The 26614-nt window shown below is 69.1% G+C and carries 17 protein-coding genes; 8 read left to right on the top strand and 9 right to left on the bottom strand.

Translation table 11 applies throughout. The features are described 5' to 3' along the window. The 4 genes from HNV26_RS12310 to HNV26_RS12295 all read right to left on the bottom strand — a co-directional run. Window positions 1-1034: MFS transporter (locus tag HNV26_RS12310; protein WP_171452798.1), on the bottom strand; the 1034-nt coding region annotated here is incomplete at its 3' end. A gap of 156 nt (window positions 1035-1190) precedes the next feature. Next, window positions 1191-1841 (bottom strand): TetR/AcrR family transcriptional regulator, encoded by a 651-nt coding sequence (locus tag HNV26_RS12305; RefSeq protein WP_171441776.1) that lies wholly within the window; start codon window positions 1839-1841, stop codon window positions 1191-1193. Between the two features lie 17 nt (window positions 1842-1858). Continuing rightward, complete coding sequence (locus HNV26_RS12300; protein ID WP_171441775.1) at window positions 1859-2851, bottom strand: Rieske 2Fe-2S domain-containing protein; 993 nt, start codon at window positions 2849-2851, stop codon at window positions 1859-1861. A gap of 102 nt (window positions 2852-2953) precedes the next feature. Further along, window positions 2954-3559 (bottom strand): DUF4136 domain-containing protein, encoded by a 606-nt coding sequence (locus HNV26_RS12295; RefSeq protein WP_171441774.1) that lies wholly within the window; start codon window positions 3557-3559, stop codon window positions 2954-2956. A gap of 245 nt (window positions 3560-3804) precedes the next feature. Between HNV26_RS12295 and HNV26_RS12290 the strand changes: the two genes are divergently transcribed. From HNV26_RS12290 to HNV26_RS12280, 3 genes are all read left to right on the top strand, one after another. Continuing rightward, window positions 3805-5949, top strand: coding sequence for a M13 family metallopeptidase (locus HNV26_RS12290; protein WP_171441773.1), 2145 nt, complete (start codon window positions 3805-3807; stop codon window positions 5947-5949). Window positions 5950-6003: 54 nt separating this feature from the next. Beyond that, on the top strand, window positions 6004-6555 hold the full coding sequence (locus HNV26_RS12285; protein ID WP_253816499.1) for a GNAT family N-acetyltransferase: 552 nt from the start codon (window positions 6004-6006) through the stop codon (window positions 6553-6555). A gap of 164 nt (window positions 6556-6719) precedes the next feature. Continuing rightward, complete coding sequence (locus tag HNV26_RS12280) at window positions 6720-11798, top strand: tetratricopeptide repeat protein (RefSeq protein ID WP_171441771.1); 5079 nt, start codon at window positions 6720-6722, stop codon at window positions 11796-11798. Window positions 11799-11823: 25 nt separating this feature from the next. On the opposite strand, the gene HNV26_RS12275 is transcribed toward HNV26_RS12280, so the two are convergent. Next, complete coding sequence (locus HNV26_RS12275; protein ID WP_171441780.1) at window positions 11824-12564, bottom strand: competence/damage-inducible protein A; 741 nt, start codon at window positions 12562-12564, stop codon at window positions 11824-11826. Between the two features lie 162 nt (window positions 12565-12726). Between HNV26_RS12275 and HNV26_RS12270 the strand changes: the two genes are divergently transcribed. The 4 genes from HNV26_RS12270 (at window position 12727) to HNV26_RS39260 (ending at window position 19729) form a co-directional block, all read left to right on the top strand. Beyond that, the gene (locus HNV26_RS12270) at window positions 12727-13992 is read left to right on the top strand and encodes a glycosyltransferase (RefSeq protein ID WP_171441770.1); all 1266 of its coding nucleotides are present in this window, start codon (window positions 12727-12729) and stop codon (window positions 13990-13992) included. Window positions 13993-14140: 148 nt separating this feature from the next. Then, window positions 14141-14530, top strand: coding sequence for a hypothetical protein (locus HNV26_RS12265; protein WP_171441769.1), 390 nt, complete (start codon window positions 14141-14143; stop codon window positions 14528-14530). Window positions 14531-14546: 16 nt separating this feature from the next. Then, on the top strand, window positions 14547-15677 hold the full coding sequence (locus HNV26_RS12260) for a peptidoglycan-binding protein (protein ID WP_171441768.1): 1131 nt from the start codon (window positions 14547-14549) through the stop codon (window positions 15675-15677). A 50-nt stretch (window positions 15678-15727) separates the two neighbouring features. Continuing rightward, complete coding sequence (locus tag HNV26_RS39260; protein WP_171441767.1) at window positions 15728-19729, top strand: IPT/TIG domain-containing protein; 4002 nt, start codon at window positions 15728-15730, stop codon at window positions 19727-19729. A 204-nt stretch (window positions 19730-19933) separates the two neighbouring features. Here HNV26_RS39260 and HNV26_RS12250 read toward each other — a convergent pair whose 3' ends face one another. Beyond that, entirely contained in the window at window positions 19934-20767 is an 834-nt protein-coding gene (locus HNV26_RS12250) for a hypothetical protein (protein WP_253816498.1), read from the bottom strand. A gap of 833 nt (window positions 20768-21600) precedes the next feature. On the opposite strand from HNV26_RS12250, the gene HNV26_RS12245 reads away from it, so the two are divergent. Beyond that, window positions 21601-22788, top strand: coding sequence for a lipase family protein (locus tag HNV26_RS12245; RefSeq protein ID WP_171441765.1), 1188 nt, complete (start codon window positions 21601-21603; stop codon window positions 22786-22788). A gap of 181 nt (window positions 22789-22969) precedes the next feature. Here HNV26_RS12245 and HNV26_RS12240 read toward each other — a convergent pair whose 3' ends face one another. From HNV26_RS12240 to HNV26_RS38355, 3 genes are read right to left on the bottom strand one after another with little or no spacing between them, the layout of a single operon-like run. Next, window positions 22970-24472: a multicopper oxidase family protein gene (locus HNV26_RS12240; protein WP_171441764.1), complete on the bottom strand. Its 1503-nt coding sequence runs from the start codon at window positions 24470-24472 to the stop codon at window positions 22970-22972. Further along, window positions 24453-25961, bottom strand: a complete 1509-nt coding sequence (locus HNV26_RS12235; protein WP_171441763.1) for a TolC family protein — start codon at window positions 25959-25961, stop codon at window positions 24453-24455. Before HNV26_RS12235 ends, HNV26_RS12240 begins: the two co-directional genes overlap by 20 nt. Continuing rightward, window positions 25958-26119 (bottom strand): heavy metal-binding domain-containing protein, encoded by a 162-nt coding sequence (locus HNV26_RS38355; protein ID WP_253816497.1) that lies wholly within the window; start codon window positions 26117-26119, stop codon window positions 25958-25960. Before HNV26_RS38355 ends, HNV26_RS12235 begins: the two co-directional genes overlap by 4 nt. Between the last annotated feature and the right edge of the window lie 495 nt (window positions 26120-26614).

Raw genomic sequence — 26614 nt, 5'->3', positions numbered from 1 at the left:
GACTGCACCACCCCCAGCACCCCTCCGCGCAGCTCGCTCCCCGCGAACCCGGAGGCCAGGCTGGCCATCAGCGGCTGCAACAGGCCCGTCCCCGAGCCCACCAGCACCATGGCCAGCACCAACATGGCACCGTGGCCCGCGGCGGCGATGCACGTGAGCCCGGCCCCCATGCACGCGGCGCCCACCAGCACCAATTTCGTGTCCCGGACCCGGCGCGTCAGCCAGCCGATGACGAAGGCCTGAAGCACGAAGGTGACCAGCCCCATCAACGCGAAGAGCCGCCCGATCTCATGTTCGCCCCAGCCGAAGCGCGCCTGGGCCAGCAGCCCCAGCGACACCTGGAGGTTCGTCATCCCGATGAACACCAGGAACGTCAAAGCCAGCACCGCGCCCAGCCCGGGCCGGGCCAGGACGTCGGACAACCGCACCCGGGGACGGCCTGGCTCCGCGTGCCGCTCCGCCCGCGGGCGGTGTGTCTCCGGAAAGAAGAAGAGCACGCCGAGCATCGCCGCCGCCGCCATCACCGCGCCCGCCAGCGGTGGCGCCCAGGCGCCATGCACATGGAGGAGGCTCCCGATGACGGGCCCCAGCACCATGCCCAGGCCAATGCCCGCGCCGACGAGCCCCATGCCCGCGGCCCTCCCACGTTCGTCCGTGACGTCCGCCACCGCCGCCTGACACGCCGCCAGGTTTCCCGCGGTGGCTCCCGCGAGCAGCCGCGACGCGAACAACCACGGCAGCCATTGGACGTGGGTGGAGTACGCGAACAGGGCCATGGAGATCGCGTTGCCCAGCAGGCTCAGCACGATGACGGGGCGGCGCCCCACCCGGTCCGACAGCCGCCCCAGCACCGGCGAGGCGACGAGCTGCGCGAAGGAGAACAACGCCAGCAGCACACCCGCCGTCGTGGCCGTCCCGCCCATGGACTCCACGTAGAACGGCAGCAACGGGATGATGAGGCCGAAGCCGACCAGGTCCAGGAACACCGTGACGAAGACGAGCGCCCGTACCCGTCGCTGCACGTTCCGAGGCACGGGAGAAGTCCATGATGGCGGGGGCATGCGCCAGATGATTGACGGCCCCGCCCGCCAGGGGAACAGGTTTCGCGTCCGGCCCTGCCGCGGCGTCCAGGGGAGCCTGCGCGAACCGGGCCCGCGCCTTCTGAGACGCCCTGACCGCCAGGGTCCGCGTCAGCGCCGCTTCGCGGGAGGCGGGCCCACGGGCCTGGGGACCAGCAGGTCCTCGAAGAGGGAGAACACCTGCTCCGCCCCGCGCTGGAGCGCCGGCACTCCGCTGTGCGCCCACTGCTCGAGCAGCCACCCATCCGTGGCCTGTCCGATGCCCATGAGGGACGTCAGCAGCAGGGACTCCGGCACATCGCCACGCACCGCGCCCAGCGCGCGCCCGTCCGCCAGGACGCGTTGGAACCACGCCACCAGCGGCCCTTCGAAGCGCAGCCACGCCTCCTGGAGCTTCGGATGGGTGCGCGCCTGCGACATGCTCCGGAGAAGCCGGGCCGAGCGCTCGTCGTTCACGATGTGCGTGGTCAGCGCGAAGTAACGCTCACGCAGGGTCCGCCAGAAGCCATCCGCGTCCGCGGGCCGCTGCCAGGCCCCGAATCGCTGCGCCAGCGTGTCCAACGTGAGGGCCAGCACGGCGGCATAAAGGTCGTCCTTGCCCTCGAAGTAGTAGTACGCGACCCCCTTCGAGAAGCCCGCCCGCTCCAGGATGCGGTTGTAGGAGGCCCCATCGAAGCCGTGCTCCGCGAACTCCTCCGCGGCCACGGCGAGGAGTGTCTGTCTGCGCTCGGGGTCGAGCCTGCTGGCGCGGGGACGGGGCATCGGACGCAGCGCTTCTATCAGGATGCGCCAGGCGTGTCGCCGAGCGCCGCGCGGTGCAGCTGATGCCACGCGACGATGGCGCGGTCCGCCCGGATGAGCGTGCCGTGGGTCAGCGCACCGGAGCGAGGCAGGCTGGAGCGGACCATCCGGGAGTCGTCCGGCTGGATGAAGCGGAACTCGAACGCAATCGCCAGCCGGGCGGCGAGCCACCGGAGCCCTGGCAGCCGGACGTATTGCTGGCGGAAGCGCGCCGCGATCCACGTGTGCTCGGCATCCACGGGCGTGCAGACGACGGCGGCGACCAGCCGGGGCGTGAAGCGCAGGTGGAGGACTCCCGGGTAGCCCACATCGATGGCGAAACGGAACCCCGTCCCTGGCGGACGTGTCTCCTTGCGCAGCCAGCCGACGGTGCGAATGGCCCCCGCGTCCACGTGGACCTCATAGGGGTCCAACCGCGTGTAGCCCGGCGGGACATAGCGCCGGTGCGCGAAGGGAAAGTGATGGAGGTCCATCATCCCCTCCATGACCCGGGTGAAGCGTGCGTTCCAGACCTCCTCCACCGCGGCGCTGCTCGAATCAGGCTCCGGCGCGTCCGCGAGCCAGGGCAGCGCCGGAAGAGACGCGGGCGCCCTGCCCCCCAGCCACGCCCAGATGAACCCATGCGCCTCTCGCACCGGATGCATGCGCAGCGCGAGGCCGCGCGAGGGCTTCGCGTCACGCCCCTCACAGGGCATGGCCAGACAGGCGCCGCCACCATCGTAACGGAAGCCGTGATAGGGGCATTCGAGCGCCCCCTGCCGCACGCGTCCGAGCCCGAGGTCCGCGCCCCGGTGGGGACAGGCCGCATCCGCGCAGTGAGCCTCGCCCGCGGCGTCCCGCCAGAGCACGAGCCGCCGCCCCAGGCGCTGGATTCCCAAGGGCCGTCCCGTCCCGAGCGCCGGTGACCGCGCCACCGCGTACCAATGCGCCGCCCACTGCTCGGCATGCTCCGAGCCTGTCGCCTCGTTCATCGAACACCCACCCTAGACCGATGATTGGACCACTGGTCCAATACTGACGACCGACATGGGGGCTCGCAACCGAAAACGCGTGGGCGTGACTGCCTGGCCGGCTCAGGACGCTTCCGGGCGGGGCGGGAAGCGCGACAGCAGCTTGTGCACGGCGTCGTTGATCTTCTTCTGGAGTGCATCGGGCGACAGGTTGCGGTGGAGCTCCGCCTGGGCCGTGCCGCGCCAGACCAGCCGCTGCTCCCGGGCATCCACGCCGTCGAGGATGAGCGTGCCCACCTCGTATTCGCGGACATAGGTGCGCGGGCCCCCCATGCCGTACGGATAGCCGTAGGGTCCGTAGAAGGAACTCCAGGGGCTCCAGTATGGGCCCCAGGGGTAGCCATAGAAGGAGTCCACCGTGTCGACAGACACCTTGGTGTCGATGGCGCCCTGCCACCCCACGAGAAAGTCCGGGTCCTCGCTCATGTCCACCCTCTGGTAGCCACGAGCCTTCAGCTCCTGGTCCACCGCCATGCGCACGCGCACGTCGATGATGTCGTTGTAGACGCGGGCGTCCTTGCCCTGGGGCTGCGGCAGCCAGGCGTACCGGCGGAAGTCATCGATGCGCTCGACGGCCGTGGGGTCATAGTTGGTGTTGACGCGGATGCCCGAGCAGGCCGCCAGCGCCAGCCCCAACAGCACGGGGGTGATTCGGAACAACAGCCGCATGGGAGCCTCCTGGATGACGGGGCGCGGACACATCGCGGCCCCGGCTCCCTGCAAACCTAGGCGTCCGTCACACGCCCCTCGGGTACGGCCCGGCCGTCCGGCGACTGTGGCGGAGCCGGTCCAGGCGAAAGGTCCGCCCGCTCGGGATGAAACCGCCGAATCCGTTGTTCGGTCCGCGCCTTCGCACGCCAGACCGTCTATATCCCCGAACTTTGGCTCGCAGCCCCCTGTTTCAGGAGCAATCCTTGACACATCCCCATCGACGTTTCCCCGGCGCCAGGCATGTGCTGGTCTCCGCGTGCACCACGGCGCTGCTCACCTCCTGCGCGTCTTCCACCTCCGCGGAGAAGGCAGAACCGCCCGCGCCTGCCGCCACGGCGCCCGCCGAGGCGCCCGCGGCCAGGCCGAAGCCCACGTATGGGACGTTCGGCTTCGACACCCCCGGCATGGACCGCGACATCGTGCCGGGCAACGACTTCTACGGCTTCGCCAACGGCGCCTGGGTGAAGCGGACGGAGATTCCGCCGGACCGCTCCAGCTACAACATGTTCACCACGCTGGCGGAGCAGGCGGACCAGCGCAACCGCGAGCTCATCGAGGCGCAGCGCCAGGCCCCCGAGGGCAGTGAAGCCCGGAAGGTGGGCGACCTCTTCGCCAGCTTCATGGATGAGGCGGCCATCGAGGCCAAGGGCGTGGCGCCGCTCAAGCCGGAGCTGGAGCGCATCGCCGCCATCGGGCAGCGCAAGCAACTGGCCACGGTGCTGGGCGCCACCCTCCGCGCGGACGTGGACGCGCTCAACATGGGCGACGTCACCACGGACCGGCTCTTCGGCCTCTGGGTGGCCGAGGACCTGAACGAGCCGTCGCGTTACGCCCCCTACCTGCTGCAAGGCGGCCTGTGGCTGCCCGACCGGGACTACTACCTGGTCGACAACCCGCGCTTCGCGGAGCTGCGCAAGAGCTACCAGGCGCACATCGCGGCCATGCTGAAGCTGGCGGGCTTCGATGACGTGGAGACCCGCGCGGGCCGCGTCTTCGCCCTGGAGCGGAAGATGGCGCAGGCGCACGTGTCGCAGGTCGACACGCGGGACATCTCCAAGGCGAACAACCCCTGGCCGCGCGCGGAGTTCGTGAAGCGCGCGCCCGGCCTCGCCTGGAAGGAGTTCTTCGACGCCGCGGGCCTGGGCAGCCAGGAGCAGGTCATCGTGTGGCAGCCGAGCGCGCTGATGGGCCTGTCGAAGCTCGCCCAGAGCGAGCCCCTGCAGGCGTGGAAGGACTACCTGGCCTTCCACGCGGTGGCCCGCGCGGCCCCGTACCTGCCCAAGGCCTTCGTCGATGAGAGCTTCGCCTTCAACGGCAAGACGCTGAGCGGAACGCCCGCCCAGAAGGAGCGCTGGAAGCGTGGCGTGGACGCCACCAACCTCTCCATGGGCGAGGCGGTGGGCAAGCTCTACGTCGCGAAGTACTTCCCTCCGGAGGTGAAGGCGGAAGCGGAGGCCATGGTCCGCAACATCATCACCGCGTTCGAGAAGCGCATCGACGCGCTGACGTGGATGTCGCCCGAGACGCGGACCCGCGCCAGGGAGAAGGTGGGCACGCTCCAGGCCAGCATCGGTCACCCGGAGAAGTGGCGTGACTACTCGGGGCTCGACATCGTGGCCGGTGACGCCTACGGCAACGCCGAGCGCGCCGTCCGCTTCGAGTACCAGCGCAACGTCGCCAAGCTGGGTCAGCCCGTGGACCGGAAGGAGTGGTACATGGTCCCGCAGCTGGTGAACGCGCTGAACTCACCGCAGCAGAACTCCATCATCTTCCCGGCCGCCATCCTGCAGCCCCCCTTCTTCGACGCGAACGCGGACCCGGCCGTCAACTACGGCGGCATCGGCGCGGTCATCGGTCACGAAATCGTCCATAGCTTCGACGACGTGGGCGCCAAGTTCGACGCGCGCGGCAAGCTGGTGAACTGGTGGACGAAGGAGGACGAAGCGAAGTTCCAGGCCGCGGGGAAGGCCCTGGCGGACCAGTACAACGCCTACCGCCCGCTGCCGGACCTGTCTGTGAATGGCGAGCTGACGCTGGGTGAGAACATCGCGGACATGGCGGGGGTGGCGGTGGCCCATGACGCCTACCAGCTCTCCCTGGGCGGCAAGCCCGCGCCTGTCATCGACGGTTACACCGGTGACCAGCGCTTCTTCCTCGGCTTCGGTCAGGTGTGGCGCGCCAGGTACCGCGAGCCGTACCTGCGCCGCATCATCATGACGGACGGCCACGCGCCGGGCCCGTACCGCACCGCCACCGTGCGCAACCTCGATGCGTGGTATGGCGCGTTCGACGTCAAGCCCGGGCAGACGCTGTTCCTGACGCCCGAGCAGCGCGTCCGCATCTGGTAGACGTCATTTCCGCCTGGCGGTTCGAATTCAATGTCACACATGAAGGGGTTTGAAATGTCTCTCCTGGCAAGCAATGGCCCCGTGCTCGAAACACAGCGTCTCATCCTCCGGCCGCCCCGTGCCGAGGACCTGGATGGCTTCGCGGCGCTGTCGGCCGACCCGGAGTCGGCGCGTTTCATCGGAGGGGTCCAGCCGCGCGCGATGGCGTGGCGCATCCTGTGTGTGATGGCGGGCTCGTGGTCGCTCCAGGGCTTCGCGATGTTCTCCGTGCTGGAGAAGTCCACGGGCGCGTGGGTGGGGCGAGTGGGCCCGTGGATGCCGGAGGGCTGGCCAGGAACGGAGATTGGCTGGGGCCTGCTCCGCGAGCACTGGGGCCGGGGCTACGCCACGGAGGCGACGGCGGCGACCATGGACTGGGCCTTCGACCACCTCGGCTGGACCGACGTCATCCACTGCATCGTGCCGGAGAACACCCCGTCCCAGCAGGTCGCGCTCCGGCTGGGGTCGCGCGTGCTGGGACAGGCACACCTGCCACCGCCGTACGACACACTCCGCGTCGACCGCTGGGGGCAGAGCCGCGACGAGTGGCGCGCTCGGCGGAAGTAGGCGCCGCGCGGCTCGAAAGCAGGGTTTGCCTGTCCGCCCCCTGGGGTGGCTGGCACCCAAATCGTCAGGAAAGACGGGAAGTTGAGGGACCGCCCAAGCGCATGTTACGACCGGCGATGGCCAGTCTCTCCTCCCCCGCATTGGCCATTCGGAGCCGGCTTTCCATGAGCGAGCGCAACGACGTCCCGAGGACCACTGTTCCCGTGGCCCCCCTGCCTGTGTCTGGCGCGCCCGCGAGCCCGAATGCTCCGGTCACGGAGACGCAGGCCCAGGCCGTGACCGCCGCCCACTCGGCTGCCGCCAACACCCGCGCCGAGGATGAAGCGCGCGAGCGCATCGCCTCCCTGGAGCGCGAGGCGAAGGCCCTCAGCACCGCGGAGCCCCAGACGGCGGCGCTGCTCTTCCACGAGGTGGGGCTGCTCTGGGAGGAGCCGCTCAAGAATCCGCGCAACGCCGCGGTGGCGTTCCAGAACGCGTACAAGCTGGCGCCGCGCTACCTCGTCAACATCCGCGCCGCCCGCCGGCTCTTCGCGGACGTGGGCAACTGGCAGATGGTGCTCCAGTTGATGGACGCGGAGCTGGCGGCCACCGACGACGCGCGCCATCAGGCCGCGCTGCTCTTCGAGAAGGGCATCATCCTCCAGGAGCGCCTGTCCCGGGACGAGGAGTCCGCCGCGTGCCTGAAGCAGTGCCTGGAGCGCCGGCCCACGGACGTCGTCGTCCTCACCCAGCTCGAGTCCGTCTACGCCGCGCGCAACGACGCACTTGCGCTGGTGGAGGTGTACCGGCTGATCGCCGCCACCGTGCAGCAGCCTTCGCTGCGCGCGCACTACCTCACCGCCGCGGGCCTGCTGCTGGAAGAGCGGCTGAAGCAGAAGGAAGGCGCCGCGGCCCTGTTCCGCGAGGCCTTCGCGCTGGACCGGTCGGACCTCCAGCTCCTGGCGGCCATGAAGCGGCTGGCAGAGCGCGAGGGCCGCGTGGATGAGCTGCTCGCCGCGCTGGGTGCGGAGGCGGCCGCGCTGGGCGCGCAGGCGGCGCCCGCGTACCTGCAGATTGCCAAGGTCTACGAGCGCAACGGCCGCAAGGACGACGCGCTGGCCGCATTGCTCGCCGCGCGGCAGGTGTCCCCCAACGAGCCGCTGGTGCTGAGCGAGCTGGCCGGCATCTACGAGACGCAAGGCCGCTTCGAGGAGCTGTCGGACGTGCTGCTGGCGCGCGTGGGCTCGCTCAACGACGAGAGCGAGCTGGTGGCCACCAACCTCCGGCTGGCGGCGCTGTACGAGGAGGTCCTCAAGCGCGAGTCGGACGCGGCGGCGCGGTATCAGGCCATTGTCGCCCGCATCCCCGGCCACGCGGCCGCGCTGGCGGGCCTGGGCAAGCTGTACTACCGCATGCAGGACTGGGAGCGGCTGGTCGCCGTCTTCGACGCGGAGGTCGCCGCCGCCGAGGACGCGAAGCAGAAGGCCGCGCGCATGTACAAGGCGGCCGAAATCCTGGAGGAGCGGCTGGGACGGCAGGAGGACGCCATCTCCCGCTACAACGCCTGCCTCCAGTTGCAGCCGGGCTACCTCCCCGCGCAGAAGTCCCTCACGCGCCTCTACGAGCGCCAGGGCCGCTTCGCGGAGCTGGTGGCGATGTATGAGCAGGACCTGCTCCAGACGAGCGACCGGGATCAGCTCATCACCACGTTGAACAAGATGGCGGTGGTGTACGAAGACCGCCTGGGTGACCTGGACCACGCCATCGAGTGCATGAAGCGCATCCTCGACCTGGCGTCGGACCACCTGCCCACCATCCGCAACCTCGCGCGGCTCTACGAGCGGGCCAGCCGCTTCCGCGAGCTGCTGGAGACGCACGACCTGGAGGCGTCACTCGCGGGTGACACCAAGCAGGTGCTGTCGCTGCTGCACCGCAACGCGGAGATCCTCGACGAGAACCTCAAGGACCGCGCGGGCGCCATCTCCGCGTATGAGCGCGTGCTGGCGCTGTCCCCGTCCTACCTCCCCGCGCTCAAGGCGCTGGGCCGGCTGTACGCGCAGGACGGCCGGTGGGAGAAGCTGGTGGACATGTACCGGGCGGAGTCGGAGAGCTCCGCCTCCACCGAGCAGGCCGCCGCGCTCATCTACAAGATTGGCGAGCTGTACGAGCAGCGGCTGAACCAGGACAACGAAGCCATCGCCTCGTACAACGAGGCGCTGATGCTGGCGCCCAGCTACTTCCCGGCGCTGCGCGCGCTGGCCCGCATCTACCGCGCGCAGGCCGCGTGGGAGAGCCTGGTGGAGGTGCTGCGCGCCGAAGCCGCCAACCGCACCGACCCGCTGGAGCGCGCCAACGCCCTCTACCAGGCGGCGACCATCTGGGAGGAGCAGCTGCTTCGGCCCGAGCTGGCCATCGACACGTATCAAGAGGTGCTGCGCCTGACGCCGGCCCATGCCGCCACGCTTCGCGCGCTGGAGCGGCTGTACCTGGCGCAGGACAACGTGAAGGAGCTGGTCGGCATCCTGGACCGCGAGACGCAGGTGGGCAGCACGTCCGCGGCGAAGGTGACGGCTTATCTGAAGCTGGCGCGGCTGTACCTGGACCGCTTCCAGGAGCCCTCCCGCGCGGCCCAGTGCTGCGAGGCCGTGCTGGCGCTGGACGCCGGCAACCTCACCGCCCTCACGCTGCTGGAGCGCATCCGCGCCGCGGACCGGCCGCGCCGCGCCGAGCTGCGCCAGCGCATCGCCGACCGGGTGAATGACCCGCGGCTGGCCATGGCCCTGCGGCTGTCCGCCGCGGTGGACCTGGACAAGAGCCCCGCCGAGGGCACGCTGGAGGCCTACAAGCGCGCGTTCGAGGCCGACCCGGGCGATGCGCGGCTGGCCTTCGTGCTGGAGCGCGGCCTGCGGCAGGCCGGTGACGCCGCGGGGCTGGCGCGCCTATACACCATGCGGCTGGCATCCGCGCAGGACGCCGACGAGGCCCTGGAGATGCTGCTGCGCACCGCCGAGCTGGCGGACACGCGCTTCAATGACTTGGAGAGGGCGGCGGCGCTGTACCGGCAGGCCCTGGAGCTCCAGCCGCAGTGCCTGCCCGCGATGCAGGGGGCTCGCCGCGTGGCCTTGAAGCGGGGCGACTTCGCGGGAGCCCGCGCCGCCCTGGAGGCCGAGGCCCGGGTGTCACGCGATCCGCGTGGCGCCATCGAGGCGCTCATCGGCGCGGCGAAGCTGGCCGTGGGCCGGTTGAATGACGCGGACGGCGCCACGGCGCTGTACCGGCAGGCGCTGGAGAAGGACCCGCTGCACGCGGGCGCTCAGGCGGGCTTGGAGGAACTGCTGGCGCAGCGCGGTGGCTCCGCGGACCTGGCGGCCCTGCAGGAGCGGCGCGCCGAAGCGAAGCTTGCGCAACGGGACGGACTGGCGGCGGCCACGGCGTTCGTCAGCGCGGCGCGGCTGCACCACACCGCGCTGAATGACCGCGCGCGGGCGCTGGCCCTGCTGGAGAAGGCCCTGTCCGCGCAGCCGGGGCACCCGGAGGCGCTGGAGCTGCGTGGCGCGCTCTTGCTGGAGGCGCAGCAGTACCCCGAGGCCGCGGCCATGCTGAGCCAGCGGGTGCAGCTCGGCGGCGACCCGCGCGTCCTGGCGCAGTTCCACATGACGCTGGGGAACCTGTACGCGTCGCACCTCAATGACCCGAGCCGGGCCGCGGCGCACTACCAGACGGTGCTGGCCACCCTGCCCCGTCACCTGGAGGCGCTGGAGCGCCTGGCCGGGCTCCACACGCAGGCGCGCAACTGGGCGGGCGCGGTGGACTGCCTGCACAAGCTGCTCCAGCAGGAGCTGCCGCCCGAGCCGCGGGCCCGCTTCACGCTGGAGCTGGCGCGCACGTATGACGAAGGGCTGGGCGACGCGGGCGCGGCCACCCCGCTCTACCGCCGCGCGCTGGAGCTGTCCCCTGGCAACCCCGCCCTGGTGGACCGCTTGGTGGTCCTCTACGAGCGCGCTCGGAACCTGCCGGAGCTGGCACAGCTGCTGGAGGCCCAGGCCGCGGGCCAGCTGGCCGTGGAGCCCCAGCGCGCCGCGACGCTGCGGATGCGGGCCGCGGACCTGTACGCGGGGCCGCTGTCCGAGCCTGCCCGCGCCACCGCGCTGTACCGGCAGGTGGTGGATGGTGATGGCACGAACCTCCAGGCCCGCGCGGTGCTCGCGGAGCTGTACGCGCGGGACTCGTCATCGGTGCCGATGGCCATCGAGGAGCACCGGCAGATTCTCCGGCAGGACCCGACGCGGGTGGACAGCCTGCACGCGCTGTTCAAGCTCTGGGAGGGCCTGAAGCAGCTCGACAAGGCGTTCTGCGCGGCGGCGGCGCTGCACTTCCTGCGCTCCGCCAACGAGGTGGAGCTGGCCTTCTACATGGAGGCCCGCACGCGGCTGGCGCAGGAGGCGCGCGAGGCGCTGACGCAGACGGATGTGGACTCGGTGCTGATGCACCCGGGGGCCCGGGGCCCGCTGCTCGAGGTGCTGCGCGCGATGGGCGAACACCTGGAGAAGGTGTACCCGCCCAACTTCGAAATCGTGGGCGTCAACCCGAAGGCGGACCGGCTCAAGCCGGACTCGGCCGTGTACAAGGCCATCCGCGCCGTGGCGCAGGTGTTCGGCGTGGAGACCTTCGAGGCCTACCAGGCGCGGCGCGGGCTGACGGTGCTGGAGACCACGGAGCCCATGTCGGTGTGCATTGGCCAGGACGTGGTGCGGCGCTTCAACGCGCGCGAGCAGAAGTTCCTCCTGGGCCGCGCGGCGCTGGGGCTGCTCAACAAGACCGCGGTGCTGGAGAAGCTGTCCCAGGGCGAAACGGCGGACCTCTTCGGCAGCGCCGTCCGCCTGCACGCGCCGCAGTTCAGCGCGCTGGGCCGGCGCAACGACGAGTCGGTGAAGCAGCTCAAGCGGGCCTTCCCGCGCAAGGCGCTCAAGGCGCTGGAGATTCCGGCGATGTCGCTGGGCGACGCGCAGAAGGTGGACCTGGCGCCCTGGCTGGAGGCCCTCGACTACTCGGCGGACCGCGCGGGCCTGCTGATGTGCGGCGATGTGGCGGTGGGCCTGGGCATGGTGCTGCGCGAGGACCCGAACTTCGCGGGTGCCCGGCTGGATACGCCCGAGCCCATGATCCAGGCCGTGCGCGAAGGTGAGCGCCTGCGCACGATTCTGGCGTGGACCTTCACGGACGACTTCTTCCGGCTGCGCCAGCGGCTGGGACTGGGGCTGTAGGCGCTTTCGGAACGCGGCGGGAGCCCTACTCCCGCCGCACCACCGCGCCTTCCGGCAGGCCCGTGAGGATGCGCGTCAGGGCGTCATCCACGGGCCCGCGCTGGGCGGACTCCACCGTCACCTTCACCCGGTAGTCCTTGTCCGAGTCGAACTCCGGGTAGGAGCCGATGGCGACGTGCGGCATGTCGAGCGCCACCCGATCCAACACGGCGGCGATGTCGCTTTCCCCCAGCCGGAGGTAGAGGCAGCTCACGGCCACGGGCGACCCGCTCAGCCGCGCGAGCACCGTCTCCAACTGCATCCGGAACAACTGCGGCACACCGGGCAGCAGGAAGACGTCATCCACCGTGAGCACGGGGAACCCCAGGTCGGCCTGGGGAAGCAGCACGGCGCCCTCCGGGGCATCGGCGAGCCGCAGTCCTTCCGCCGTCACCGGCCGCTCCTCGGTGGCACGGGACATGATGAGGTCCAGCATCTCCTGCAGCCGGACCACGTTCCGTCCCATGGCCAGGGCCACCGCGCGCACGGTGACGTCGTCATGGGTGGGGCCGATGCCGCCGCTGGTGAAGACGTACCGCGCCTTGCGCCGGGCCCGGGCCACTGCGTCCACGATGGCGTCCACGTCGTCGAGGACCGTCTCCACCGAGTGCAGCGGGATGCCCACCTCGCGGAGGCGTTTGATGAGGTGCGGCCCGTTCAGGTCATGGACCTTCGCCGTCAAGACCTCGTTGCCGATGATGACTGCCGCTGCGCCGGTCCGCTCCATAAGGGGCGTCATTCTAGTCGAATCCGAGCGGGGATGGTGATGCGTCCAGGCCCCGTCAAATTCGCCTTGGAGGTGCTGAGCGACGGCTTGGCGCCCCCGTATCAGAGAAGGAGTCGCCTTGGCTAACGTGCCGAGCAGGCCAGACTCCAGAGAGGACCCTCCATGCGCGTACTCATCTCCACCTACGGCACCCGAGGTGACGTTCAGCCCTTCGTCGCACTCGGCAAGGCCTTGATGGTGAAGGGCCATGACGTGGCGCTCTGCACGCCCACCGGATTCCGCGGCATGGTGGAGCGCCACGGCGTTCCGTACGCGCACATGGACAATGCGGTGCTGGAGCTGACGGAGGCGGTCCTTCGCGCCCCTACGCGCGCCGAGCAGCGGCGGCTCTTCAAGGGGTTCAGTGCCGTCATCCGGGCGGGCCTGGAGGACGAGTGGCGAGCGGCGCAGGCGCTCAAGCCGGACGTGCTCGTGTACCACTCCAAGGCGCTCGGCAGTCACCACATCGCGGAGAAGCTCGGGGCAGCCGAGCTGCTGGCGATGCCGCTGCCGCTGACTCCGACGCGCGAATTTCCAGTGCCGATGATCCCGAGCTTTCGGCTCGGCGGCTGGCTCAACGCGCTGAGCTACCGGCTCATCACGTTGGCCAACGCGGTCTGGGCCGGCGCGACCAACGACTTCCGGGTGAAGACACTGGGCATCGCGCCGCTCTCACGCTTCGCCGACCCGATGAAGAAGGCCGATGGCTCCGAGGTGCCGGCGCTGTACGCCTACAGCGAGCAGTTGCTGCCCCGTCCCGCGGACTGGCCCTCCCAGGTGCAGGTGACGGGCTGCTGGTTCCTCGACGAGACGGTCGGCTGGACACCGCCCGCGGCGCTACACGCGTTCCTCGAGGCGGGGCCGCCTCCCGTGTACGTCGGCTTCGGCAGCATGGGCGCGGCGCACGCTGAAGCGCGTGGCGCCACCGTCCTGCAGGCCCTGTCATTGACGGGCGAGCGCGCGGTGCTGGCCACGGGCTGGGGAGGCTTGAAGACGGGCGCGCTGCCGCCGAACGTCTTCAGATTGGAGGCCGCGCCGCATGATTGGCTGTTCCCTCGCATGAGCGCGGTGGTGCATCACGGAGGAGCCGGCTCCACCATGGCGGGCTTGCGCGCGGGCAAGCCCACTGTCATCAGCCCCTTCCTTGGCGACCAACCCTTCTGGGGGCACATGGTTCAACGCGCGGGCGTCGGGCCACGGCCAGTGCCACAAAAGTCGCTCACAGCCGAACGTCTGGCGGACGCCATCCGCACGGCACTCTCCCCAACGGTGCGGACCCATGCGGCAGCGCTGGGCGAACGCATCCGGGCAGAGGACGGAACCGCGCGCGCCGTGCAGCTCATCGAGCAGGAGCACGCCATGTGGAACCGCCGCCATGCGGTGAATTGATGCATGACCTTCACGCCGCATCCGCGCGCCCGTCGGGCATTGGAAGCAGGCGCCTCCCGGTGGCCTCGGAAGCGCTCAACCCGTACCGTGCTTGAACTCGACTTCACTGTCAGTTAGCTTTCAAATCAAGCAATTCCGGGAGAGTGAAGTGCGCATCCGTGACGCACAGGTCGAAGCACTGCGCGGCGTCAGGGAGACGCACTTCGTCGAAGAGCTGGTGGTGCACCTGCACACCCACTTTCCGGATGAGGTCAAGGACCTCTCCGGGGACTCGCTGCGACAGGAGCTCCGGGAGGGGCTGACCCGCGCACGCGGTTACGGACTCGCCAGCGGCGAGCTGCAGACGCGTTTCGTCGGGCTCGCGGCCCTCTTTGGCTGGGCATTCGACCAGGACGAGCCTTGGGTGGCGAAGGCCCTCTCCGACACGACCTTTGAACCCGGTGAGCGGATGAACAGGGTCGAGACCCGCTTCCAGCGGCGGTTGGAGACGTCCGCGCGCAACGCAAAGGCACGCATGGCATTCGGCATCGAAGTGTGACGCGGCGGAGGCCCCCATGGCGCATGACATCGTCTTCAAGCCCTCGGCCGTCTTCGACCCGGAGCGGGCGTACTTCAGCAAGTGTGGCCCGCGAGAGCCCCCTCCCAGCCCCCAGGATTCGAGCGAGGCGAAACTCACCCAACTGAAGGCCGCGAAGGCCGCCGCCGCGTCCATCTCCTCCGGGGGCGACGTCATCTTGCCCTGCATGAAAGCGGCGCTGCAGGCCCTCGAGGCCACGGTCGTCGACACGGAGGGAAAACCGCTCGACGGCATCCTCATCGAGCTGCGCAAGAGCCCCACCGAAGCCCTGTCCGCCAGGACCGATGCGGCGGGGACGCTGCGCTTCCAGGGCCTCGCGCCGGGGACGTATCAGCTCGGGCTCCTCGAATTGGACCAGGACCGCTGGGAGATTCTCGGCAGTGAGCCCCTGTCGGCGGAGCGGGCCGCCTGCCGCGGCGAAGCAGCCTGGACGGCGCCGCGCCCCGTGGCGCAAACGGGCCCCACCTCCTACGTCATCCAGCAAGGCGAGTGCCTTTCGACGCTCGCCCACCTCCATGGGCTCCACGCGGACACGGTCTGGGACCTGCCGGACAACCGCGACCTCAAGAGCCGACGGAAGAACAAGAACATCCTCCTGCCGGGGGACACCGTCATCCTTCCTCCGCGACAGCTCGCGCTGCGGGACGTGGAGCCCTCGAACGCCTATCGCATCCGCCGCAAGGATGCGTCCGAGCAACTGCGCATCCGCTTCCTGGACCGGAAGGACCGGCCCCGAGGCGGAGAGTCCTATCTGATAGCCATTGACGGCCCGAATGGCACCGAGGAGCGCACGGGGAAGACAGATGCAGATGGCTTCGTGCGTGAGTCCGTGTCAGCGACCACCACCGAGGTCAGGGTCACCCTGGGCCAGGATCTCGAACGCGAGACGTTCATCTTCCGCGCGGCGCATCTCGACCCGCTCGACACACTCTCTGGAGTGCAGGGACGCCTGACCAACCTGGGCTATCCCTGCGACAAGGATGAGGGGAAGTTGGGCGCCTTGACCCGCCGCGCGCTGCAGGACTTTCAGCGTGATGAGGGGCTCCCGGTGACCGGTGAGCCGGACGCAAGCACCCGCGCGGCCATCGAAGAAAAACACCTCGCCTAGCAACGGCGCGGCAAGCATGGGCCGTGCACGCATGGCCCGAGGGAACAAGCGTGCCCATCACCATCACCCATCTCGATATCAACAGCTCCTCCGTGGACGGAGGCGTTGAGATCACCCTCACGGGAACGCAAATCCAGGCGGGGGCCCGGGTCAGCTTTGGGGACACCAACGCCACGGACATCCAGGTCACGCCGCCCACCCAGATAAGGGTGCGAACGCCCAAGCGGGAGCGGGCAGGTCAGGTCACTGTCACGGCGACGAACCCCGACGGAACGTCGGCCCCGTGGGCCACCCCCTTCGAGTACTACGCGGTCGTGAGCAAGTGCAGTCCCGACGCGGGTTCAATCGCGGGCGCCACCCAGGTGACCGTCACCGGCCGGGGCTTCGTCGCCGGCATGGTCGTCGACTTCCACGGCGCCGCCGCGGCCGCCGTCAACATCGTCTCCGCCACCGAGCTGACTTGTCAGACCCCTCCCTGCGCCGCGGGTGCGGTGCACGTCGACGTCTGGACCACCGCGGCGCGCACCGCGGGGGGGCGCTGCGGCAACGGCTTTCATTTCAGTGGCCCGGCGACCACGGGGGTCAGTCCGCGCGAAGTGCCGCTGGCAGGTGGGACGGACATCACCATCCAGGGGCAGTACTTCGGCGCGGGTGCGACCGTCACCATCGGAGGAACACCCGCGACCCATGTCGTCGTTCAGTCCGACACGCGAATCACCGCGCGCACGCCCGCGCATGCAGCCGGGGCCGCGGACGTGGATGTCACCGTGGGGGCCGCCCCCGTCGGCACGCTGGCGGGTGGACTGACGTACGTTGGCGCGGAGGTGACCGCCATCACGCCCGCGCTGGGACCCGCGGCCGGTGGCACGGCCGTGACGATACAAGGCCAGCGCTTCGCCAACGGCGCCGTCGTTACAATCGCCGGAATCAACGCCGTGCCCACGACCTGGGGCAACGCGAACACCCTCACCGCGACGGCCCCCGCCCTCCCAGCGGGCGAGCATGATGTCGTCGTCCAGAACCCGGGCGAAGCCGCGGTGACCTTGCCCCGGCGCTTCAAGTCCATTGGCGCCCCGGTGGCGGCTGGTGTCCAGCCCCCGCGAGGCGTGACGGCCGGCGGGACCGCCGTCACGCTCACAGGCAACCACTTCGCCGCGGAGGTGAACGTCCGCATCGGAGGGGTCGCGGCCACGAATGTCGTCAGGGTCTCCGCGAACACCCTCACGGCCACCGCGCCCGCGCACGCGGCGGGGACGGTGGATGTCGAAGTCCAGAATGCTGGCGGCGCATGGGTCACGCTCGCCAACGCCTTCACCTACTCGGACGTCAGCGCCGTGGAGCCGAACCGGGGCGCTGTCGCGGGAGGAACGGCCATTGTCATCCGAGGGAGCGGCTTCGACCCGGCAGCGACCGTCACCCTGGGAGGGGTCCCCGCGACGGGGGTGGTCTGGCGCTCGGCAGACGAGCTCGCCGCCACCACCCCCGCGCACGTCGAGGGGACGGTGGACCTCGCGGTGCACAACGCCGTGGGGGCGCTCACCCTCGCGAACGGCTTCTCCTATTCGCCCGTCACCGCCATCGAGCCCGCCGCCGGCCCGCTCGCGGGAGGGACCGTGGTGGTCCTCCGCGGGGGCCCGTTCGCCGATGGGACGACGGTGGAGTTTGGAGGGCTCGCCGCCGCGGCGCTCGTTCGTCGCTCAGCGCAGGAGCTCGCGGCCACCACCCCGGTGGGAGCCGGTATCGGGCCAGTCGACATCGCCGTGCGCCACAACGCGGTGGTGAACCGGGTCGCCGGTGGCTTCGTCTATCAGGGGCTCGCGGTCATCCACGCCGTCGAGCCCAGCGAGGGCCCGCTCGATGGCGGCACCACCATCACCCTCACGGGCGACCACTTCCAGGCAGGCGCGGCCGTGACGGTCGACGGGCAGCCCGCGACGCACGTCCAGGTGGTGTCGCCAACCACCATCACCGCGAGGACCCCTTTCGGCCCACCTCCACGCATGGGAGGGCTGCGGGTCGCCTCGAATGTCGGTGTCACGAACCCAGGCGCCGTGGCGGTCATCGGTGCCGGGCTCTACACCTACCGGGACGCGGCGCGGCTCGTCTCGGTGACCCCGGCGCGAGGCCCTGTCGGTGGCCGGTGGGTCACGCTCACAGGGCAGAACTTCACCGCGGGCGCGCGAGTCTTCCTGGACAACACCGAGCTCACCGGGGTGACGTTCGTCGATGCCCAACACCTGGAAGTCCGGCTTCCGGGACACGAACCGGGTGCGGTCAACCTCTCCGTACGGAACCCCGACGAGCCTCGTCCCGCGAGATTGAACAACGCCTTCACCTACATGACCACGCCCGTCGAGTCGGGTGACAACGAGGTGGTGTTCATCCTGGATGGGGAAGCGTACTTCCATGAGCTCCGGTTGCTGCTGGAGCAGGTCCGGCAGGCGCCGCGGAACCCGAACACGTATGTCCGCCTGGCCTTCTGGATGATTGAGCCCTCGGTGACGGTGGGTGACGCGACCTGCTTCGAGCAGCCCGCCCATCGATTGCTGACCTACATCGAGAAGATCGTGCGGGCGGGTCACGACGTCGACATCATCGCCTGGCATGCCCCGAGGCATGAGCGGCAGTTCAACGGAATGGCAGACGATGTCGCGAAGGCAAACGAGTCCTTCGCCGAAGCCATCCGGCGCATCGACACCGACGCCCTCGCCACGGGCCTCGGGGTGGGACGCGCGCGAATGTTCCTGGAACGCTACGAGGGGGACCTCGTCGGCGCGGCGAACCATCAGAAAATCGCGATTGTCTCCATCGCGGGGCAGCGCACGGCCCTGGTTGGCGGGCTCAACCTCTCCAACCACTACTTCGCGCCCCACGACCATGGCGGAGCCCAGACCTGGCACGACACCGCCGTGCGACTCCGGGGGCCGGTGACCGATGACGTCGAAGCGGAGTGGATGCGGCGCTGGAGACGGACCAACGACGTGGCCACCCAATGGGTGTGGAACGCCTTTGGGAGCGGCGGCGACATCGTGGCGCGTAACTACGCCTACTGGTCCAGCACGACCGTGAAGCAACAGGCCGTCAGCATCCACGAGAACACCACCCGGCAGGATCGTCACGCCGACAACCGCAGCGTGAGCATCGCGCTCACGCGCTCCGTGGGGTCGACCCGCTACCGCCACATCCGAGACAAGATCCTCGAGCGAATCAACGCCGCGAACGACTACCTCTACTTCGAGAACTACCACTTCGCGGACCCTGACCTGCTCCAGGCCGTCTATCGACGCCATGAGGCGCGAAGACTCGCGGGTCACGAACTGAAGGTCGTCATCGTCGTGCCGATGCAGGGTGGCTCCATGGCGTACATGACCCGCCGTGCCTGGCTGCACATGGTGCTGCGCTTCCTGAAGCCCAATGGGACGCCCTACTGCCGGGTCGTCAGCTATGTCGATGACGCGGGCACGCCCCAGCAAGTCGACCGCACGACGTGTGCCACATGGAACGTCGTGGACAGCTTCGACACCAACAGTCCGACCCCAGGACTGAGGAACCGGTGGCTCGAACAAGACTGCATCGAGTTCAAGCAGACGCTGGCCAGCCCCACCACGACGGTGCCCCTTCACAAGATCACCACGGTGGAGGGGGATCTCCACTTCTACTCCTGCTTCGCCGCGGTTGGCGCGACCAATGTCTATGTGCACTCCAAGGTCGCGGTCTTCGACGACCGCTGGCTGGTCTGTGGCACCGCCAACTGGTCCTTCCGCAGCATGCAGTACGACGGGGAGATCGCCGCCTTCGTCGACTCACCCCACGTCGCGCAAGGTGCGCTAACGAACCTGCTCAACCACTACAACCCGGGATACGTTGTCGCCCCCGACAACATCGAGGCGGCGGCGGACTACAACCTCACGCATCTAATGATGAACAACGCGCACTACAACGGCGCCGCGTATGCCTTGCTGCCGCTCTTCCACCACCTGACGCTGGGACTCGACATGGGGAGAGCCATGCCAGAGGTCGCTAGCGACGGGCCGAACTTTACGTGGACCTGAAGCAGGACAACTGAACACGGGGGGCTGGCGGTGACTCCCGGCAACAACCCGAGGCGCTACCTGGCTCGAACGCTCAATCCTCGCACGGGGCAGCTGACGTGGGTGGAAGGCAGGTCCAGGGAGAGCGCCCTCTTCATCCCATTGCGGTGGAGCCTGGCGAGTCAATACCTGCGGGCTCGCCGTATCCACCGTGTGCGACGGCACTCACTGGACGCGCTTGAGGTACGCGTCCGGTGCGCACGGCCGCAGCCGCCGGAGCGCGACCTCGGCGCCCTGGCGTGTCGGCAGGAAGCTGGCCACCACCCACTTGTCCCGGGTGAGCCGCGCGAAGTCGTTGGTGTTCACCATGAGCAGCGTCGAGCCCTTGCAGTCCGCTTCCAACCGCGCCTCGGCCGCGCGGGCCGCCGGCACCGAGTCCTCCGTACGGAGGATGACGGCCCAGGCTTCGGCAGGCCGCTCCACCACCTTCTTCCGTCCCACGTCCCAGCGCAGCTCGGAGAGGGCCCAGCTGTCCGCCGAATCTCCCACGCCGATGTCGAGTGTGCGTGTGAAGAGAAGCCGGCCGTCCTGGACCTCCACGCTGGAGGAGGTGGGGCCCTGCCCCTCGGTCCCCTCCCAGGCCCGGGTCACGCCCTTCGCGTCCGCGAGGAACAGGGCATGCTGGCGGTGCACATGTTCGTAGCCGGCCGCGTGGGTGATGAGGAGCGCCGTTGGCCCACCCAGGAGGTCCACGGCCCGGAGATGCAGGGTCCAGGAGGTCGACTCATCGCCACCGGTCCAGTTCCATCCAGACGCCGTGGCCTTCACCACATCGCACGTGAGTGCGTCATAGGGCTCGGACAGTGTCGCCGTGCGCTTCGCGTCGCCGCGGCGAACACGCAGCGCACGCTGGCCCCTCTTGCATGGCATCGCCACGGCCTCGATGCGCGGGTCGCTTCCCGCTGAACCCAGCACCTGCTCCTGGGCGCTCTCCGGCGCGGCTCCGGTGAATAGCATGGCGGTGGCGAGGACGAGGACGGCGCCCGAACGTCGGCGCATGGGACTGGGAACCTGGAGCATGGACATGGCCGTCTGGGCCTCCGCGAGAAGCGCTTCACTCTGCACGCACTCCGCGCCTCACAAAAGGGGGCAGGTTTGGAGACTGGGTTGGCCACGGTGAGGGTGAGGTCCGAGAGCAGCCGAACGAACTTCGCCGCTGCCTCTCGGTCCATCGGCTGGCGCAGGTCATCGGAGGGCGCGTGATAGTGCCGGGCGTGCCAGGCCTTCACCGCGCGCTCCTCGGGAGAGCCCGGCGCATGGCCGAACTTGAAGAACAGGGCGGGTACGCCCTTCCGGATGCACGCCCGTCGCATTGTCCATGGCCCGTCTCCCGCCCCTCGAGCGCATCATCCGCGAGCACGCGAACGTGCCCCCACCAGCGCTCCGCTTCTGGAGACGCGGCGGAGGAAGCCATCGCGGGCAGGAGGACGCGCAGCACGAATGGCAACGGGCAGCGGAACATGGGAGCACTCCAAGGCAATGGCCTGCATCGACTACGCCTGACGGGCGTCGCGATTGCCTCGGCCCGGGAGCTTCATCGGCAGGCGCGCTCCGAGACGACGCATGAACGACCAACTCCTCACGGGCGGTCCCGCTCTCCGCCGATGCAATAGGAATCGCGGAGAGAACAGACACGTCAAAACAGAGGGCTGACACGTCATTTCCCAGGCGAGGCCTGCTTCCTAGCCAGGGGGCAGTGAGAAATTCCCTCAGGTTGCGGTGTTGGCACCTCCCCTGCACTTCCGGCGAGCGGGCACGCGGGCCGAAGCCCGGGAGGCCCATATCCCACTCAGTATCCCTGGGTGGGTCTCACAACAGCACAGAGGACCCCTATGTCATCCACCACCCTTCCCCTCAATCTCTGTCAGAAGGCCTTCCTCCTCGCCTGGGAGTCCAACGGCGTGGGCGACACACCAGGCGACGCCAAGAGGCTGGCCAAGACACTGCAAACCAAGCTCACCACCTTCCTGGCCCTGTCGGACGTCAAGAAGGCCATGGAGGGGCAATGGTCGCTCGTCTGGGGCCCGGCGGTGTTCGTGGACCAGGAAAGCCCAACGAGCTACGCGGACAATGTCATGTACGTCGCGGCGAGCCCCGACCAGTCCGTCTACGTCGTCGCCATCGCGGGAACCAACGCGTCTTCCGACTATGACAAGAATCAAGAGGACAACAGCGTCAACACCACCCAGCTCTGGACGGCTGCGTTCCCGAACCTGCCGTCCTACGGAGTCCCTTCGGGAATCAATCCCTGGCCCGTTCTCTCGACGGGGACCGCGCTGGGCGTCAACAATCTGCTGGGCATGACCGACACGCTGACGACCCAGCAAACCTTGGTGGAATTTCTACGCTCGGTGAGCGCGACGGGCTCAAAGACGCTCATCTTCAGTGGCCACAGTCTGGGCGGCGCGCTGGCGCCGACGCTCGCGCTGGCCCTGTTCAATCCATCAGGCGGGCCATTCAGCACCGGGGACTGGGACCACGTCTACGTGCTCCCGGCCGCAGGTCCCACCCCTGGCAATCAGGGGCTCTCCCAGTTCTTCGAGCGGGTGTTCCCGCCGGTCAGCCTGAACCTGCCCCAGCCCCAATACGCCTGGAACCAGAACATCTGGAACAGCCTCGACGCGGTGCCACACGCGTGGGTCGTCGACAGCCTCAAGGAGATTCCCACCCTCTATCCCGCGAACTGGGATGGTGGAAAGGTCCCCGCGGACATCACGAAACTGGTCAACCTCGCCGTCCTGGCCTCGGAAGCTGGCGGCGCCCTTCCCGGCCCCTACACGCAACTCCCCAACATCAAGGTGCCGGGCACCTTCCACGGCTCCAATCCCATCACGACCGAAGCCCAGTTCTGGGCCGAAGTCGGGTACCAGCACCTGGATGCCTATCAAATCCTCTTCGGTGTCCAATCGCTGGTTTCCGAAGGCTCCCGGTCCGCGCTCCAGAAGATGTTCAAGCGGTGGCTGGGCTCCCTCTCCCGAACGGCCCCCCAGAGCGTGAGTCGCGCCGCGGCTGCACGCTGACGGGCCCCACAGCGAACCTGCGCCGGGGAACAGTCGCCCCATCGGCACGACCCGGGCACGAAGAGTATTGAAATCAAAGACCAAACCCTCTTCGTGCGCGAGAGCTTCTATGGCGACTCCGAACTTCAGTCGGCCCTTGAGGCGTTTCTCTAGCGCCCCCGAGAGGCAGGCCCGGCTCGGCTCAGGCCGGTGCGCCGGGATCAACCCGCGCCGGGGCGTTCACGTCGATACCGTCCCGGCGCAGTTCGTCCGAGGTGGCCGCCACCGCCAGCGTGCCGGGCGGGTTGTCGTACCAGCCAGGGTCCGCGTAGCTCTCCAACCGTTCGCGGACCTTGAGCACGGTGAACATGCCTCCCGCCGTGATGTAATCGTGCTTGCCCTGGGCCCCCAGCATGGGAATGGAGTTGGGCGGAACGGGCATCCCCATCTCGCCCATCTCCGCCATCCCCGTCTGGCCCATCGTCATGTAGCCCGGCAGCAATGTGCGGACCCTCGCGTCCAGGCCCCCCGGCTTCACGCCAATCAGATTGGGGAAGTCATGGCCCATCTGATTCATCATGTGGTGCGTCATGTGACAATGCATGGCCCAGTCCCCGGGCACGTCCGCCACGAACTCGATGGCGCGTGTGCTGCCCACGGGGACGAGCACCGTTCCCTCCGGCTGCTGCGCGGACTCGGGGACGCGCCCGCCATCCGTCTCGGTGATACGGAAGTGGAAGCCGTGCAGGTGGATGGGGTGATGGTTCTGCGGGCTCAGGTTGCCCAGCCGGATGCGCACCCGCTCGCCCTGGCGCGCCACGAGCGGCTCCGTGCCCGGGAACGCCTTCGCGTTCATGGTGAGCACGTTGAAGTCCGTCATCTCATTGGGATTGGGCCGCTCCGTTCCGACATCGATGCGCCACTCATGCAGGAGGATGACGAAGTCCCTGTCGACGCGGGGCCCCACGGGTCGGCGCGGGTGGATGATGAACATTCCTGTCATCCCGAGGCCAATCTGCGTCATCTCGTCATGGTGCGAGTGGTACATGTTCGTACTCGCCTGGCGCAGGGTGAACTCGTACCGGAACGTCTCACCCGGAGCGATGGACTTCTGGCTGAGGCCGCCCACACCATCCATACCGCTGGGAAGCAGGAGTCCGTGCCAGTGAACGGTGGTGGCCGCGGGTAGCCGGTTCGTGACGTAGATGCGCACCCGGTCACCCTCCACCGCTTCGATGGTGGGCCCGTGGACTCGGCCGTTGTAGCCCCAGCAGCGGGCTTTCAGCCCCGGGGCAAACTCATGCTCCACCTCCTCGGCCACCAGGTGGAAGACCTTCACGTTGCCCACGACCTTCCATGGCAACTTGGAGCCATTGGGCACCACCACGGGCCGGTAGTCCCGGCCGGGCACTCCGGGGCGCAGCCAGTCCTGCCGCGCAGACCGCTGGCGGCTGTCAGGCGCGGAGCCCTCACGAGCCCCGCGTGCGCCTGGGACGGATGACTGGGCGCGCGCCGCGGAGCCACTCAGGAGCAGCGCGCCTCCGGTGAGCGTGGCTCCCGCCGTGGCCAGCATGCTCCGCCGCGTCAGCGTTCCCTCGGCTGCAATCGCCGGAGCGTTACCAGAATCCCCCCTGCGCTCCAGAGGTCCAGTGGCGTCGTCATCGCGGCTCGGTGCGCCCTCGGCGTCAGTCGTGCGGGTGCTCATGGGGGCTCTCCGTGCCATGGGGGACGTCCTGTTCGTGCCCGGTGGGTGTCCCGGGTTGTGCTGGCTGCGCGGGCGGGCTGGGCGGCCCAGGGGGTACGTGTTGGGAAGGCCGCGAGGGGGATGGCGAGGGTGCCACGCGGCCCTCCCGCAGCCGGCCACCCACGAGTTGCTCGAGGTCTGCCCGCGCCATCCAGTAGTCGCGGACGGCCTCGATGTAGCCCTGATACGCCTCCACCTGCTCGCGCTTGGCGGAGAGCAGTTGAAAGAGGCCAATCTGCATGGCGTTGTATTGGAGCTGCGACTGCTCGACGACCTTCTCACGAAGGGGCAACACCACTCGCCGGTAGCGGTCGGCCACCTGGCGAAGCGCCAGCAGCCGGGCGCGGGCGGCGCGCACTTCCGAGCGGGTGTTGACGGACAGCTCCATCAGCCGGCGCTCCCCCTGGCGGTGCTGCGCTTCCAGCCGGGCGATGAGCGCCTGGCGCTGGTCGAAGATGGGCAACTCCAGAGACAGGGTCGGACCAAAGAGCCTGGGGCCGTCCGCGTCCCGGTGCTCGTGAACGCCCACTTCCACGCGCCCGAAGAAGCGAGTACTCCGCGCGATCTCCAGCGCATTCCAGAGCAGCATGACCTGCTTTCGGGCGGCGTCGATGTCCAGCCGTTGACGGATGGCGAGCGACTCCAGGTGCGCCAGTGAGACCTCCTGGTCAGGCAGCGGCGGGAGCTTCTCGGAGAGAGTCCATTGCGTACGGGGCCCCCACAACCCCATGAGGCGGTTGAGGCTCTCCCGCGCCTCGATCAAGGCGAGCTCACCCTCCGCCAGTTCGAGCCGGGCTCCCTCGGCGGCGGCCTGTTCACTCGCAAGCTCCAGCTCGGTGATGTTGCCCGCGGTGCGCAGCCGGGCGGAGAGGTCCGCCGCCGCCACGGCCGCCTGGAGCGCCATGCGGCGCAGCTCCATGAGCTGTTGGAGCGCCTGCACTTCGCTGAAGGCCTTGCGCACCTTGGCCGCGGTGGCCAGCGCCTCGTGCGCCACCCGTAGCGTGTCCGCCATGAACTGCTCCTGGGCGACGCGCTTGCGCAGCGGCAGCGTGAAGAGATCCACGAAGTCCTGCACCAACGAGACCTCGTGCTCTGACACACCACGCCCGGAGATGGGAAAGCCGATGCTCCCGTCCAAAGTCGGGTTGGAGAGGAGACCGGCCTGAACCATGTCGGCCTGCGAGACGCCCAGGTCCTCGTAGGTGGCCTGGAGCGCCGGATTGTTGAGCAGGGCCACCTCCACCGAATGGTCCGAGGTGAGGTCCTCCTTCAGGAGCGCGTCGAGATGGCGCGCGACCTCGGCATCCTCCGGCGTCCCCTGGTTCCAACGTGTCTTGTGGCCCAGCCGCTCCTCGACGAGCGCCGCAACCTCCGCATGGCCTCGCTCCTTCTGGATGGACGCGCACCCTCCTGCTAGCAGTGCCGCACCCACGAGCAAGGACAGCCTCACGGATGCCCTCCGTGACCGGGGGCGTGGTCATGGCCGGCAGGTGCAGCGCCGGGTGCCCCTGCGTCCCCCTCCTCCGCACCTCCGGGCGTCTCCGGGATCAACTCCATGCCACACTTCGGGCACCTTCCAGGCTGGCTGGACTGCACCTCAGGGTGCATGGGGCACGTGTAGCCGACAGCGCCTCCATCCGAGGATGCACCGTGATGGGAGTGCCCCATCTCTCCTTGCGACATGTCAGGCGCAGGCACTTCCGGGGTGGAGGCCGCGAACGCGGTCAACTGGGGCGCAGGCGGGGCCTCGGGCGCATCTGGATTCGATGGGTCCATCGAGGCGGGCAGCCTCTTCGGCTCGGAGACACAGGCAACGAAGGAAACGATGCTCGCCAGCAGCCATCGGTTTCGGCACATGGGGCCCTCAATGGGGGTGCCGTACCACCTGCATCCGCATGGCGAAAGCCACCGGTGGCGCACTGACTCTCCGAGACACTGAAACTGTCAGGAAGACGCAGTTTGGGCCGAGAACACAGAGCACGATGCTCAAAAACGGAGGTTGCCTCGTCTGGATGCGGATTCCTGCACAACCCGCTCAGCCGTCCCTCCCCTGGCGAGCAGGCGCGACTGTAAGTCCCCGCGACGGTCTGCGTCTCCCTCTTC

This window comes from Myxococcus xanthus (genome assembly GCF_013116825.1).
GTDB lineage: Bacteria > Myxococcota > Myxococcia > Myxococcales > Myxococcaceae > Myxococcus > Myxococcus xanthus_B.
Note: the sequence above shows the minus strand (reverse complement) of the source record. Positions and strands in the feature narration are given on the sequence as shown.